The organism is Pseudomonas sp. URMO17WK12:I7, from assembly GCF_003269045.1.
Classification (GTDB): domain Bacteria; phylum Pseudomonadota; class Gammaproteobacteria; order Pseudomonadales; family Pseudomonadaceae; genus Aquipseudomonas; species Aquipseudomonas putida_J.
This window is the reverse complement of the sequence record NZ_QLTL01000009.1, coordinates 241467-255845: the sequence shown is the minus strand read 5'-3', so window position 1 is coordinate 255845 and position 14379 is coordinate 241467. Positions and strand designations below refer to the sequence as shown.

At 62.6% G+C, this 14379-nt stretch carries 10 protein-coding genes; 6 read left to right on the top strand and 4 right to left on the bottom strand.

What is annotated here, in order from left to right; translation table 11 throughout:
- Positions 1 to 249: 249 nt before the first annotated feature.
- The 6 genes from H040_RS14750 to H040_RS14725 all read left to right on the top strand — a co-directional run bounded on the left by H040_RS14750 (position 250) and on the right by H040_RS14725 (position 8072).
- A complete protein-coding gene (locus H040_RS14750) occupies positions 250 to 2631 on the top strand; it encodes a glucose/quinate/shikimate family membrane-bound PQQ-dependent dehydrogenase (RefSeq protein ID WP_027918049.1) in 2382 nt (793 codons plus the stop codon).
- A gap of 425 nt (positions 2632 to 3056) precedes the next feature.
- Positions 3057 to 4031 (top strand): 2-dehydro-3-deoxygalactonokinase, encoded by a 975-nt coding sequence (locus H040_RS14745; RefSeq protein WP_027918050.1) that lies wholly within the window; start codon positions 3057 to 3059, stop codon positions 4029 to 4031.
- Between the two features lie 12 nt (positions 4032 to 4043).
- Entirely contained in the window at positions 4044 to 4664 is a 621-nt protein-coding gene (locus tag H040_RS14740; protein ID WP_027918051.1) for a 2-dehydro-3-deoxy-6-phosphogalactonate aldolase, read from the top strand.
- A gap of 38 nt (positions 4665 to 4702) precedes the next feature.
- On the top strand, positions 4703 to 5851 hold the full coding sequence (gene dgoD, locus H040_RS14735; RefSeq protein WP_027918052.1) for a galactonate dehydratase: 1149 nt from the start codon (positions 4703 to 4705) through the stop codon (positions 5849 to 5851).
- Between the two features lie 58 nt (positions 5852 to 5909).
- The gene (locus tag H040_RS14730; protein ID WP_027918053.1) at positions 5910 to 7220 is read left to right on the top strand and encodes an MFS transporter; all 1311 of its coding nucleotides are present in this window, start codon (positions 5910 to 5912) and stop codon (positions 7218 to 7220) included.
- Between the two features lie 60 nt (positions 7221 to 7280).
- Complete coding sequence (locus H040_RS14725) at positions 7281 to 8072, top strand: IclR family transcriptional regulator (protein WP_027918054.1); 792 nt, start codon at positions 7281 to 7283, stop codon at positions 8070 to 8072.
- A 430-nt stretch (positions 8073 to 8502) separates the two neighbouring features.
- Here the strand turns inward: H040_RS14725 and H040_RS27785 are convergent, their stop codons facing one another.
- The 4 genes from H040_RS27785 to H040_RS14710 all read right to left on the bottom strand — a co-directional run bounded on the left by H040_RS27785 (position 8503) and on the right by H040_RS14710 (position 13859).
- Positions 8503 to 8733, bottom strand: a complete 231-nt coding sequence (locus H040_RS27785; RefSeq protein ID WP_256208042.1) for a hypothetical protein — start codon at positions 8731 to 8733, stop codon at positions 8503 to 8505.
- A gap of 199 nt (positions 8734 to 8932) precedes the next feature.
- Positions 8933 to 10183, bottom strand: a complete 1251-nt coding sequence (locus tag H040_RS14715; protein ID WP_027918055.1) for a ribonucleotide-diphosphate reductase subunit beta — start codon at positions 10181 to 10183, stop codon at positions 8933 to 8935.
- Between the two features lie 527 nt (positions 10184 to 10710).
- Positions 10711 to 10842, bottom strand: a complete 132-nt coding sequence (locus tag H040_RS27780) for a hypothetical protein (RefSeq protein WP_256208043.1) — start codon at positions 10840 to 10842, stop codon at positions 10711 to 10713.
- A 137-nt stretch (positions 10843 to 10979) separates the two neighbouring features.
- Positions 10980 to 13859 (bottom strand): ribonucleoside-diphosphate reductase subunit alpha, encoded by a 2880-nt coding sequence (locus tag H040_RS14710; RefSeq protein WP_027918056.1) that lies wholly within the window; start codon positions 13857 to 13859, stop codon positions 10980 to 10982.
- Positions 13860 to 14379: the final 520 nt, after the last annotated feature.

The following is a 14379-nucleotide window of genomic DNA, read 5'->3' as shown; positions in this document are numbered from 1 at the left end:
GCTGAAATACACCTGTCAACGCTGGGAAATGCAATAAATTCGCGTCGTCAAGTGAATGAATACTGGCGATGGCTCTAACTCAAGGACTTGGATTAATTTAAAGTCATACTATGACGGCGCGCACATTGATGCATGGGTGTCAAAGCGTGCACGCTGGCGCGTCAGTGGTCGCAGAATCATCTCGTAATACTATTCTGTGTTATTTGACGGGCTAATCGATTCAGTTCAATGGAAATGGAGAATTCGCTGATGAGCACTACCGGTGCTTCACAAACCCCACGCGTGTTGCCCAAGCTGCTGGGCGTGGTCATGCTGTTGATGGGCCTGGCGCTATTGGCCGGCGGCATCAAACTGGCGACCCTGGGCGGTTCGCTGTATTACCTGCTGGCCGGCGTCGGTTTCCTGATAACCGCTGGCCTGCTGCTGGCCGGGCGACGTGAAGCGCTGAGCGTGTACGGCATCGTGCTGCTGCTGAGCACGCTGTGGTCATTGATGGAGGTGGGACTGGACTGGTGGCAACTGGTGCCACGCCTGGCCCTCTGGTTCGTCCTCGGCCTGATCTTGCTGTTGCCTTGGCTGCGCAAACCGCTGACCCTTGGCCAGCCATACCCGTTGGGTACCGGCGTGCTGGGTGTGGGGGTGGCGGCGGCGGGGCTGATGGCCCTGGCCAGCCAGTTCACCCACCCCGGTACCCTTGTCGGCCACCTGGATCGCGACACGGCGGGTACTGCCAGTAGCGCGCCGCAAATGCCTGACGGTGACTGGCAATCCTACGGCCGTACCGAATTCGGCGACCGCTATTCGCCACTCAAGCAGATTACCCCCGAGAACGTCGGCAAGTTGAAGCTGGCCTGGACCTATCGCACCGGCGACATTCCAGGCCCTGACGACCCAGGTGAAACCACTGCAGAAAACACCCCGCTCAAGGTCAACGGCAAACTCTACGTCTGCACCCCACACAGCCAGGTGATCGCCCTTGACCCGGATACCGGCAAGGAGATCTGGCGCTTCGACCCCAAGCTCAGCACCCAGAACGCTGCCAACTTCAAGGGTTGGGCGCACATGACCTGCCGCGGCGTGGCCTACTTCGATACGGCCAGGTCGCAAGCGCGCCCCGCTGAAGGGCAAGCCTGTGCCAAGCGTGTCTACGTACCCACCGCCGATACTCGTCTGATTGCCCTGGATGCCGATACCGGCAAGCAGTGCGCAGGCTTCGGCGACAATGGCCAGGTCGACCTGACCCGTAACATTGGCACCTTCGCCCCCGGTGGCTACTACTCCACCTCGCCACCCACCGTGGCCGGGGGCCTGGTGATCCTCGGCGGGCACGTCACCGACAACGTATCCACCGACGAGCCGTCAGGGGTGGTCCGTGCCTACGACGCAATCACCGGCAAGCTGGTCTGGAACTGGGACAGCGGCAAGCCCGACGCCACCGCGCCGATCGCTGACGGCCAGTTCTATACCCGCAACTCGCCGAACGTGTGGTCAGTGATCAGTGCCGATGAAAAGCTCGGCCTGCTGTACCTGCCCATGGGTAATCAGATGCCCGACCAGTGGGGTGGCAACCGCACACCGGAAGCCGAGAAATTCAGTGCCGGCCTGGTGGCCCTGGATATCGCCAGCGGCAAGGTGCGCTGGAACTACCAGTTCACCCACCACGACCTGTGGGACATGGACGTCGGCGGCCAGCCGAGCCTGATCGACATCAAGACCGCCGATGGAATGAAGCCTGCTGTCATGGCCTCGACCAAGCAGGGCAGCATCTACGTGCTTGACCGCAGCAATGGCCAGCCGTTGGTGCCGATTCGCGAAACGCCGGTTCCCCAAGGCGCGGTGGAGGGCGACCACACCTCGCCGACCCAGCCGATGTCCGAGCTCAACTTCATGCCGCCGACCCTGCACGAGCGTGACATGTGGGGCGTGACGCCATTCGACCAGCTGCTGTGCCGCATCGACTTCCGCTCCATGCGCTATGACGGCATCTTCACGCCGCCGTCGCTGCAGGGCTCGCTGGTGTACCCGGGCAACTTCGGGGTGTTCGACTGGGGCGGCATTTCGGTCGACCCGGTGCGCCAGATCGCCTTCGTCAACCCCAGCTACATGGCCTTCAAGTCGCAACTGGTTCCGGCCGCGAAAATCGCCAGTCAGCCTGCGCGCAAGAGCGAGACCGAAGGCATCCAGCCGAACAAGGGGGCGCCGTATGGCGTCATCATGGGCGCCTTCCTGTCACCGCTGGGCCTGCCATGCCAGGCGCCATCGTGGGGTTACGTGGCGGCCGTGGACCTGACTACCCACAAGGTGATCTGGAAGCACAAGAACGGCACCGTGCGTGACAGCTCGCCAGTGCCGATCCCGCTGACAATGGGCGTGCCGAGCCTGGGCGGGACCTTCACTACCGCCAGCGGCCTGGCGTTCCTCAGCGGCACCCTCGACCAATACCTGCGCGCCTATGACGTGCGTGACGGCAAGGTGCTGTGGGAAGGGCGCCTGCCAGCAGGCGCGCAGACCACGCCGATGACCTACACCGGCAAGGACGGGCGCCAGTATGTGTTGGTGATGGCCGGCGGGCATGGTTCGCTGGGCACCAAGCAAGGCGACTATGTGATGGCGTTTGCCTTGCCTGAGTAAGGGGGTGTTGCCGCGGTTCTACGTCGTGGCATTTTCATGGCCTGTAAGACCGAGCGCCGCCCGCGCGGCGCATCGCGGATAAATCCGCTCCTACATCTGTTGCAACGTGCCGAACCTGTTACGCCATGGTTGCCTGCCTTGGCACATGACTTGAGCCCTACGAACAGGCTGGCAACCATGGCCTGTCAGGCATGGTCACGTTGCAATAGATGTAGGAGCGGATTTATCCGCGATGCGCCGCGCGGGCGGCGCTCGGTCTTACAGGCGCCACACCTGCGGCGACAGGCACATCCAGCCCAAACGAAGCCTACCCAGTAAATCAGCAAAATCCCTATATATGGGATTGTATTTTACATATTGGAATTTAACGCTCCCCAGGTTTATAGTCGCCCTCACTCACTGCCAAGAACAGAACAGGTGAAGCGATGCAGGCGCAATTGATCGCGCTCGACTGGGGAACCACCTCCCTTCGTGCTTACAAACTCGGCGCCAACGGCCAGGTACAGGACGTGCGCGCGCTGCCCAGTGGCATCATGCAACTGCCCAAGGCCCCGCGCCTGATCAACGGCGAACGCTGCAGCGACGGTTTCGAACTGGCCTTCGACGATGCCTGCGGCGACTGGCTCGACGCCCAGCCTGGCCTGCCGGTGATTGCCTGCGGCATGGTCGGCAGCGCCCAGGGCTGGCACGAAGCGGCCTACCGCGACACCCCCGCCAATGTCGCCAGCCTGGGTGCCTCCTTGCAGACCGTGAGCAGCCGCCGCGGTGTCGATGTGCACATCGTGCCCGGTGTGATTCAGCGTTCCCGGCTGCCCAATGTCATGCGCGGCGAAGAAACCCAGGTGCTCGGCGCACTGCCCAGCGTCACCACGGATGACCTGCTGATCGGGCTGCCCGGCAGCCATTCGAAATGGGTGCAGGTGGCCGACGGTTGCATCGTGCATTTCGATACCTTCATGACCGGTGAAGTGTTCGCCGTGCTAAGCGAGCACAGCATCCTCGGCCGTACCCAGCAACGCGGCGCAGCGTTCGATGCCTCGGCATTCGACCACGGCGTGCAGGTCGCGCTGTCCGCCGAAGGCGAGATCGGCCCGCTGTCCACCGTATTCAGCGCCCGCAGCCTGGGCCTGACCGGTGAATTGAGCGCCAGCGCCCAGCCCGATTACCTCTCCGGCCTGCTGATCGGCCACGAACTCTGCGCCCTGGCCAAGGTGCAACGCCAACGACGCAACAGCGTGCACCTGCCGGCGATCCTGCTGATCGGCAACGGGCCGCTTTGCATGCGCTACAGCCGTGCCCTGCAGGCATGTGGCTTCAGCCACGTGAGCGTGGCCGAGCAGGCCACCGAACGCGGCTTGTGGCAGCTGGCGCTCGCCGCCGGCCTTACTCATCCATCTTGAAGGGAGCCCGACATGCTTGAACACGCACTGGCACAGAACGGCCTGATCGCGATCCTGCGCGGCCTGCAACCGCACGAAGCCGCCGCCATCGGTGAAGTCCTCTACGGCGCCGGCTTTCGTGTCATCGAAGTGCCGCTCAATTCGCCCGAGCCCTTCGAAAGCATCCGCATCCTGCGCGGCAGCTTGCCCGCCGATTGCCTGATCGGCGCCGGCACCGTGCTGACACCCGCGCAGGTGGCCCAGGTGCAAGCGGCGGGCGGGCAATTGATCGTCATGCCGCACAGTGACCCACAGGTGCTGCGTGCGGCCAAGGCGGCGGGCCTATATCTGGCGCCAGGTGTCGCCACGCCGACCGAAGCGTTCGCCGCCCTGGCCGAAGGTGCCGACGTGCTCAAGCTGTTCCCGGCCGAGCAGATGGGCCCGGCGGTGGTCAAGGCCTGGTTGGCCGTGCTGCCCGCCGGCACCGTGCTGGCGCCGGTTGGCGGCATCACGCCCGGCAACCTGCAGCAGTTCTTCGACGCTGGCGCCCGAGGCTTTGGCCTCGGCTCCGGCCTGTACAAGCCGGGCATGACACCCAGGCAGGTCGCGGCCGCTGCCCAGGCTTACGTGACCGCCTGGCAAGCCCTGCGCTGATCCATTCCTGCGCTGCATCCAACAAGAGAGACAAGCAGATGAAAATTACCAAGCTGACCACCTTCATCGTTCCGCCACGCTGGTGCTTCCTCAAGGTCGAGACCGACCAGGGCGTGACCGGTTGGGGCGAGCCGGTGGTCGAAGGGCGTGCGCACACCGTTGCGGCTGCCGTCGAAGAGCTTTCCGACTACCTGATCGGCAAGGACCCACGCAACATCGAAGACATCTGGACCGTGCTCTATCGCGGAGGCTTCTACCGCGGTGGCGCCATCCACATGAGCGCCCTGGCTGGCATCGACCAGGCCCTGTGGGACATCAAGGGCAAGGCGCTGGGCGTGTCGGTCAGCGACCTGCTGGGTGGCCAGGTGCGTGACAAGATCCGGGTGTATTCGTGGATCGGCGGCGACCGCCCGGCCGACACCGCCCGTGCGGCGAAAGAGGCCGTTGCCCGGGGATTCACGGCCGTGAAAATGAACGGCACCGAGGAGCTGCAATTTCTCGACACCTTCGACAAGGTCGATCAGGCCCTGGCCAATGTCGCTGCCGTGCGCGATGCGGTGGGCCCGAACGTTGGCATCGGTGTCGACTTCCATGGCCGGGTGCACAAGCCCATGGCCAAGGTGCTGATGAAGGAGCTCGACCCGTACAAGCTGATGTTCATCGAGGAGCCGGTGCTCAGCGAAAACTACGAAGCGCTGAAAGAGTTGGCGCCGCTGACCAGTACCCCGATCGCCCTGGGCGAGCGGCTGTTTTCACGTTGGGACTTCAAGCGCGTGCTTAGCGAAGGCTATGTCGACATCATCCAGCCCGACGCCTCCCACGCTGGCGGCATCACCGAAACCCGCAAGATCGCCAACATGGCCGAGGCCTACGACGTCGCGCTGGCGCTGCACTGCCCGCTGGGCCCGATTGCCTTGGCGGCCTGCCTGCAGCTGGATGCCGCCTGCTACAACGCCTTTATCCAGGAGCAGAGCCTGGGCATCCATTACAACGAGAGCAACGACCTGCTCGACTACGTGCGCGACCCCGGCGTATTCGACTATGAGCAGGGCATGGTGAAGATCCCCGACGGCCCGGGCTTGGGTATCGAGATCAACGAGGCATATGTCATCGAGCGCGCCGCTGTAGGCCATCGCTGGCGCAATCCGGTGTGGCGCCATGCCGACGGCAGTTTCGCCGAGTGGTGATGGCGCTCTGACAAGCGCGCTGAAACGACCTCAATAACCATAACAAGAGGCACTTCTCATGCTCCCGCACACCCTCACTGGGCAGGCCACCCTGGTGGCGCCCAGCCGCAAGCGCTTTTTCATCATGGTGCTGCTTTTCATCACGGTGGTGATCAACTACCTGGACCGCAGCAACCTGTCGATTGCCGCGCCTGCCCTGACCAGCGAGCTGGGCATCGACCCGATCCACGTCGGCCTGGTGTTCTCGGCATTCGGCTGGACCTACGCCGCCATGCAGATCCCCGGTGGCTGGCTGGTCGACCGGGTGCCGCCGCGCATCCTCTATACCGTGGCGCTGGTGCTGTGGTCGCTGGCCACGGTGATGCTCGGCTTTGCCGCCAGCTTCATCGCGCTGTTCGTGCTGCGCATGGCAGTCGGCGCCCTGGAGGCGCCGGCCTACCCGATCAACAGCCGCGTGGTCACCACCTGGTTCCCCGAGCGCGAGCGGGCTACTGCCATCGGCTTCTACACCTCCGGGCAGTTCGTCGGCCTGGCGTTCCTGACCCCGTTGCTGGCCTGGCTGCAGCATGAATTCGGCTGGCACATGGTGTTCGTCGTGACCGGTGCGGTGGGCATTCTCTGGGGAGTGATCTGGTACGCGGTGTATCGCGAACCGCGCGATTTCAAGGGTGCCAACGACGCCGAGATCGCACTGATCCGCGAGGGCGGCGGGCTGGTGGACATCCAGGATGAGCAGGCCAAGGTCAAGGCAAGGTTCAGCTGGACCGACCTCGGCATCGTGTTGACCAAACGCAAGCTGTGGGGCATCTACCTCGGCCAGTTCTGCCTCAACTCGACGCTGTGGTTCTTCCTCACCTGGTTCCCGACCTACCTGGTGAAGTACCGCGGCATGGACTTCATCAAGTCCGGGATGCTGGCATCGCTGCCATTCCTCGCGGCCTTCGTCGGCGTGCTGTGCTCGGGCTTCTTCTCCGACTGGTTGATCCGCCGTGGCGCCAGCGTGGGCTTTGCACGCAAGCTGCCGATCATCAGCGGCCTGTTGATTTCCACCGCGATCATCGGCGCCAATTTCGTCGACTCGACGCCACTGGTAATCGCCTTCCTGGCCCTGGCGTTCTTCGGCAACGGCCTGGCTTCGATCACCTGGTCGCTGGTATCGACCCTGGCCCCGGCGCGCCTGCTCGGGCTGACGGGCGGAGTGTTCAACTTCATCGGCAACCTCTCGGCAATCATTACCCCGATCGTGATCGGCTTCCTGGCCAGCGGCGATTCTTTCGCCCCGGCCATTACCTACGTCGCGGCACTGGCTCTGGTCGGTGCGCTGTCGTACATCCTGCTGGTGGGCAAGGTCGAGCGCATCGAGTTGTAGGCGTGCCCTGTGGGCGAACATAATGTCGCCCGCCCTCTCGCTCAACGATAAAGGCCGTACATGCAGGAAGACCCCGCAAAAACCGCCCCCACCGGCACCCAGACCCTGCTGCGCGGGCTGGCCGTGGTGCAGGCCGTGGCCGCTGGCGCGCGCGACCTCAAGGACATCGCCCGGCACATCGGCACCACCCGCAGCACCACCCACCGCCTGGTCAGTTGCCTGGTGGACGAGCGCTACCTGCGCGTGGTGCCCCAGGTCGGCTATCTGCTAGGCCCCAAGCTGATCGAACTCGGCTTCCAGGCCCGCGAGGAGTTGCCGCTGGTGACCCTGGCCGGTCCTTACCTTGATGAGCTGTCGGCCCTGACCGGCGACACCATCCACCTGGCGATCCGCGAAGGCGACGAAGTGCTGTACCTGCACAAGACCCCGGGGCGCAACGGCCCGGAAATGCGCTCGCGGGTCGGCCACCGCATGCCGCTGGCACGCACCGGTATCGGCAAGGCACTGATGCTCGACGACACTCCGGCCGAATGGCAGCGCCTGTATGAGACCAGCCTGCCGGTGGGGGGCAAGAGCGCGTTTTGGCCGCACCACACCGAGCAGACCTGGGCGCAGTTCGAGCATCGCATGGTCGATTATGTCGCGGGGGGATATGCCTTCGATCTGGAAGACAATGAGCCATCGATCCGCTGTGTGGCGGCCCCGGTGCGCGATGCGAGCCGTCGGATCGTGGCGGGGATCAGTGTGGCGAGTACTGTGCCGTACATGCCCGAAGAGAAGATGCGCGAGCTGGTACCGGTCCTCAAAGGCGTGACCGCACGGCTGTCGGCAGAGCTTGGGCTGAAAAACTAGCCCCAACCGCTCTCTTCGCTGAACAAATTGAAACGAATCATGTCTCGTGGCCAGCAGAGACATGACGTTTCGTTTTCCCAAGCGAGGAGGCTTCACCCTGCAACCCACCCCACCTGCGTCCACCGGCAAGCTGCTCGGCAGCTGCAATTGGCCTGTGCCAGCGATGAGGCCGGTGCAGGCATAACCAGGCTCTGGGCTATACGCACATCATGTGGGAGCAACTGTCTTCTTGTGGAAGCTGGCCTTGCCAGCGATGGGGCGCGTAGCGCCCCGAGCCCGACTCTGTCAGGCATCGCCAGCAAATCCGCCCCAGCGGCGGAGTATCCACTTCCCCATCAGCCTGGCCATCACGCAGCACCGCCACCACCTCATGGGTCAGCCACCAGCGCAGATGTCGGTTCTCTGGAACAGGGTGATGCGCCAGCAACGTCTAGGCCCCGGACTCGCAGAGCATCGTGGTCTCCTGGTACTGCCCGTAGCGCAGCAGCTGCACCTTGCGGTACTGGTCCGGGTCGAGCTTGTGGATGCAGTGTTCGTCGAAGAAGCGAGCGCTCAGCCGGCCGAGTTCGTGGGTGCAGAACCAGGCTTGGGATTCGAGCCAGAGGGTGTGGAGGGGGCGGTTGTGGCGGGTGAAGAGGGGGGAGGTATAGACGCTGTTCATGATTGGCCATCCTGATGTGGGAGTGCCGTTTCTGACGGGTACGGGATGCCGCTACGTGAGCGTTCTTAAGCGCCGGAAAACGTTATCGTGATGGCGTGCGACAGGCAATGCCGCAGTTTGTAGGACACTTCCTGTTCTGTTAGCGCAGGCAATAAAAAGGCTGCCATTCGGCAGCCTTCTCGATGCTCAGCCCGGACGATCAGTCCCAGCTCAATGCCCCACCAGTCTGATACTCGATCACGCGAGTCTCGAAGAAGTTCTTCTCTTTCTTCAAGTCCATGATCTCGCTCATCCATGGGAACGGGTTGGTAGTCCCCGGGTACTCTTCCTTCAGGCCAATCTGGGTCAGGCGACGGTTGGCGATGAACTTGAGGTAGTCCTCCATCATCGCTGCGTTCATGCCCAATACGCCGCGTGGCATGGTGTCACGGGCGTATTCGATCTCCAGCTGGGTCCCTTGCAGGATCATCTGGGTCGCTTCTTCCTTCATCGCCGCGTCCCACAGGTGCGGGTTCTCGATCTTGATCTGGTTGATCACGTCGATGCCGAAGTTCAGGTGCATCGACTCGTCACGCAGGATGTACTGGAACTGCTCGGCAACGCCGGTCATCTTGTTGCGGCGGCCCATGGACAGGATCTGGGTGAAGCCGCAGTAGAAGAAGATGCCTTCCAGTACGCAGTAGTAGGCGATCAGGTTGCGCAGCAGCTCTTTGTCAGTCTCGACGGTGCCGGTGTTGAATTCCGGGTCGGAGATGGCGCGGGTGTACTTCAGGCCCCAGGCGGCTTTCTTCGCGACCGACGGGATCTCGTGGTACATGTTGAAGATCTCGCCTTCATCCATGCCCAGCGACTCGATGCAGTACTGGTAGGCGTGGGTGTGGATCGCCTCTTCGAAGGCCTGGCGCAGGATGTACTGGCGGCATTCTGGGTTGGTGATCAGGCGGTACACGGCCAGGGCCAGGTTGTTGGCCACCAGCGAGTCGGCGGTGGAGAAAAAGCCGAGGTTGCGCATGACGATGCGGCGCTCGTCCTCGGTCAGGCCGTCCATGCTCTTCCACAGGGCGATGTCGGCGGTCATGTTGACCTCTTGCGGCATCCAGTGGTTGGCGCAGCCGTCGAGGTACTTCTGCCAGGCCCAGTCGTACTTGAACGGTACCAGCTGGTTGAGGTCGGCGCGGCAGTTGATCATGCGCTTTTCGTCAACGGCGACGCGGGCCGAGGAGCCTTCCAGCTCAGCCAGGCCTTCGGCGATGTCGAGGGCGTCGAGGGCAGCTTTGGCGCGTTTCACCGCGTCGGAGTCGGCGGCGGTGGCAGCACGGGCTTCCAGGGCGGCGGCACCACCGGCGCTGTCGAGCTTGTCGAGGGTGGCGGCGGCAGTGGCCTGCGCAGGGGTGTTGCCTTTGGCGGCTACTTCGCCGTCTTCCTTGTCGAATTCGTCCCAGCTCAGCATGGTGATTGGCTCCTGCTTGAGGGTTGCCCCCTTGGGGTAACCGGTTGGATTTTAAGAATGTGATGCCTGACGCAAGGCCGTTACGGCGAATGGACAGCTCGAGAGGCTGACTCTCGTTACATCTGACTCGTGCCTGGCCAGGCCTCGGGGGAGGGGCCAGGGACATGAATGGGTGCCCTTTTCAGAGGGGGCGAAGTATACCGGAATTCGCTTTCGATCGGGGCGCGTGTCTAGCGGGCGAGGGTAATTTTTCGACCGGTTCTGTGCGCGTCCGTTCAAGGAATCTCGTGTCGTCTTTTATGGGGAGGGAGTTTAGCGGCAAATAATGCGAAGCACTACATGTGGTGGGTTTTTATTTTCAAAGCACAAGATGCTGGGTTTACCAAACCCTTGTAGGAGCGGCCTTGTGTCGCGAAAGGGCCGCAAAGCGGCCCCGGCAATCTCGCGCTGGAGCCGAGATACTGGGACCGCTGCGCAGCCCTTTCGCGCCACAAGGCCGCTCCTGCAACGACCGCATTTTCAGCGGGCTAGCTGCACTGCTTGCGCAGTGTTTCGACCACATGGGTCTTGGGGTGCTTGCGGGCCTCTTCCACCGAAGTGAAGCGGCCGGTTTCTGCATTGCGACCGATCTTGCGAGTTGCCACTTTTTTCCGCGCCATGGGTTTGCATCCTTTTTGAGAGGTCCTTTCTTTTTACCTATGCGCGTGAGCGGTGGGCAAAGGGCAGGGCTTCTCAGGGGCGCAGATACAAAAATGCCGCAAGGGGCACCCGAGGGCACCCCATGCGGCATCAGGCCTTACTGGCAGGCTTCGCAGTCAGGCTCGTCGATCGCGCAGGCCTTCGGCACTGGCGCAGGGCCGGCTGCCTGGACCGGGGCGCTGTCGCCGCCGCTGGAAACGGCGTTGAGCTTGCCGGTGTTGATGGTCGACTTCTCGGTGCTGGTCGCGGCCAGGGCACGGAGGTAGTAGGTGGTTTTCAGGCCACGGTACCAGGCCATGCGGTAGGTCACGTCCAGCTTCTTGCCCGAAGCGCCGGCGATGTACAGGTTCAGCGACTGAGCCTGGTCGATCCACTTCTGGCGACGGGAGGCTGCATCGACGATCCACTTGGTCTCGACTTCGAACGCGGTGGCGTACAGGTCTTTCAGCTCTTGCGGGATACGCTCGATCTGCTGCACCGAACCGTCGTAGTACTTCAGGTCGTTGATCATTACCGAGTCCCACAGGCCGCGGGCCTTCAGGTCGCGGACCAGGTACGGGTTGATCACGGTGAACTCGCCCGACAGGTTCGATTTCACGTACAGGTTCTGGTAGGTCGGCTCGATCGACTGCGACACGCCAGTGATGTTGGCGATGGTCGCGGTTGGCGCGATGGCCATGATGTTCGAGTTACGGATGCCTTTCTGCACGCGGGCACGGACCGGCGCCCAGTCCAGCGACTCTTCCAGGTTGACGTCGATGTACTTCTGGCCACGGGCTTCGATCAGGATCTGTTGCGAATCCAGCGGCAAGATGCCCTTGGACCACAGCGAACCCTGGAAGGTCTCGTAGGCGCCACGCTCGTCGGCCAGGTCGCAGGAAGCCTGGATCGCGTAGTAGCTGACCGCTTCCATCGACTTGTCGGCGAACTCGACGGCAGCGTCGGAGCCGTACGGGATGTGCTGCAGGTACAGCGCGTCCTGGAAGCCCATGATGCCGAGGCCGACCGGGCGGTGCTTGAAGTTCGAGTTACGCGCTTGCGGCACCGAGTAGTAGTTGATGTCGATCACGTTGTCGAGCATGCGCACGGCGGTGTTCACGGTGCGTTGCAGCTTGGCGGTGTCCAGCTTGCCGTCGACAATGTGGTTCGGCAGGTTGATCGAGCCCAGGTTGCAGACCGCGATCTCGTCCTTGTTGGTGTTCAAGGTGATCTCGGTGCACAGGTTCGAGCTGTGGACCACGCCCACGTGCTGCTGCGGCGAACGCAGGTTGCACGGGTCCTTGAAGGTCAGCCATGGGTGGCCGGTCTCGAACAGCATCGACAGCATCTTGCGCCACAGGTCTTTGGCCTGGATGGTCTTGAACACCTTGATCTTGTTGTACTCGGTCAGGGCTTCGTAGTACTCGTAACGCTCTTCGAAGGCCTTGCCGGTCAGGTCGTGCAGATCAGGCACTTCCGATGGCGAGAACAGGGTCCACTTGCCGTCATCGAAGACGCGCTTCATGAACAGGTCAGGGATCCAGTTGGCGGTGTTCATGTCGTGGGTACGACGACGGTCATCACCGGTGTTCTTGCGCAGCTCGATGAATTCTTCGATGTCCAGGTGCCAGGTTTCCAGGTAGGCACACACGGCGCCTTTGCGCTTGCCACCCTGGTTGACGGCAACGGCGGTATCGTTGACTACTTTCAGGAACGGCACAACGCCCTGGGATTTGCCGTTGGTGCCCTTGATGTAGGAGCCCAGTGCGCGCACAGGGGTCCAGTCGTTGCCCAGGCCACCGGCGAATTTCGACAGCATGGCGTTGTCGTGGATCGCGTGGTAGATGCCCGACAGGTCGTCCGGCACGGTGGTCAGGTAGCAGCTCGACAGCTGCGGGCGCAGGGTACCGGCGTTGAACAGGGTTGGGGTCGAAGCCATGTAGTCGAACGACGAGAGCAGGTTGTAGAACTCGATCGCACGGGCTTCTTTGTCTTTTTCTTCCAGCGCCAGGCCCATGGCCACACGCATGAAGAACACCTGCGGCAGCTCGAAGCGCACGCCATCCTTGTGGATGAAGTAGCGGTCGTACAGGGTTTGCAGGCCCAGGTAGGTGAACTGCTGGTCACGCTCGTGGTTGATCGCCTTGCCCAGTTTTTCCAGGTCGAAGTCGGCCAGTGCAGGGTTGAGCAGTTCGAACTCGACACCTTTGGCGATGTAGGCCGGCAGGGCCTTGGCGTACAGGTCGGCCATCTCGTGGTGGGTGGCGCTGTCGGCCACTTCGAGGAAGCCCAGGCCTTCGGCGCGCAGGGTGTCCATCAGCAGGCGGGCGGTGACGAACGAGTAGTTCGGCTCGCGCTCGACCAGGGTACGGGCGGTCATCACCAGGGCGGTGTTGACGTCCTTGATGGCCACGCCGTCGTACAGGTTCTTCAGGGTTTCGCGCTGGATCAGGTCGCCATCGACTTCGGCCAGGCCTTCGCAGGCTTCGCTGATGATGGTGTTCAGGCGCGCCATGTCCAGCGGCGCCAGGCTGCCGTCGGCCAGGGTGATGCGGATGCTCGGGTGCGGCTCGACCACGCTGTCTGCGTTGCTGCGGGTTGCGCGCTCCTTGGCGCGCTGGTCGCGGTAGATCACGTAGTCACGAGCAACTTTCTGCTCGCCGGCACGCATCAGGGCCAGTTCGACCTGGTCCTGGATTTCTTCGATGTGGATGGTGCCACCCGATGGCATGCGACGTTTGAACGTGGCGGTGACCTGCTCGGTCAGGCGCGCGACGGTGTCGTGGATGCGCGACGAGGCAGCGGCGGTGCCGCCTTCAACTGCGAGGAACGCCTTGGTGATGGCCACGGTGATCTTGTCGTCGGTGTAGGGGACGACAGTGCCGTTGCGCTTGATCACGCGCAGTTGGCCCGGGGCGGTGGCAGCCAGATCCTGGTTGGAATCGGCGGCCTGCGGCGCCTTGGCCTGCGGGTTCTCGCGAGTTGTGTCGGTTTGCATGGGTGGGTGTCTCCACAGTTTCTATAGTGTTCAGGCGCCTTTTGGGCGCCCACCGTTCCGTCCACTTGCTCGATGGCCCTTGCGGGGATGCGGCATGCACGCGCATCCGCCCGCTCGGGCGTACCGACTTCGGGACAGATCAGGAAATGGGGGCAAGAACCTTGCCGCTCCCTGGCCGAAGTCAAATGCTCTGGGGTGAGCCAAAGCAGGCTGTTCAGTATCCGCTAGGAGCGGTTGGATCGATGAAACCACAACGAGTTCTGCCAGAAAAATCGCTTGAATTTCTCTGCTGACTCATGCTTGGCGTTGGTGACTGAAACCCAACATCTAGTGGTTTGCTGTGCTGGGGATACAAGATAATGCGGTACAGGGGGCTTTGCAAGGCGACCGTCTGTGGATAACTTGTGCGTACTTTGTGAGTGAATAGTGGGTAATCGCTGTAGGCCTAGTGCCAAGTGGTGTGCACTATTTTTCTCTTGGTCGCTGCCCCCAGGCAGAATTTTTCGGGCGCGAACCCTAC

Excerpts from the sequence above, each read along its gene's own strand:
- H040_RS14750 (WP_027918049.1), top strand. The coding sequence starts at position 250 with ATGAGCACTACCGGTGCTTCACAAACCCCACGCGTGTTGCCCAAGCTG.
- H040_RS14745 (WP_027918050.1), top strand. The coding sequence starts at position 3,057 with ATGCAGGCGCAATTGATCGCGCTCGACTGGGGAACCACCTCCCTTCGT.
- H040_RS14740 (WP_027918051.1), top strand. The coding sequence starts at position 4,044 with ATGCTTGAACACGCACTGGCACAGAACGGCCTGATCGCGATCCTGCGC.
- dgoD (WP_027918052.1), top strand. The coding sequence starts at position 4,703 with ATGAAAATTACCAAGCTGACCACCTTCATCGTTCCGCCACGCTGGTGC.
- H040_RS14730 (WP_027918053.1), top strand. The coding sequence starts at position 5,910 with ATGCTCCCGCACACCCTCACTGGGCAGGCCACCCTGGTGGCGCCCAGC.
- H040_RS14725 (WP_027918054.1), top strand. The coding sequence starts at position 7,281 with ATGCAGGAAGACCCCGCAAAAACCGCCCCCACCGGCACCCAGACCCTG.
- H040_RS27785 (WP_256208042.1), bottom strand. The coding sequence starts at position 8,733 with ATGAACAGCGTCTATACCTCCCCCCTCTTCACCCGCCACAACCGCCCC.
- H040_RS14715 (WP_027918055.1), bottom strand. The coding sequence starts at position 10,183 with ATGCTGAGCTGGGACGAATTCGACAAGGAAGACGGCGAAGTAGCCGCC.
- H040_RS27780 (WP_256208043.1), bottom strand. The coding sequence starts at position 10,842 with ATGGCGCGGAAAAAAGTGGCAACTCGCAAGATCGGTCGCAATGCAGAA.
- H040_RS14710 (WP_027918056.1), bottom strand. The coding sequence starts at position 13,859 with ATGCAAACCGACACAACTCGCGAGAACCCGCAGGCCAAGGCGCCGCAG.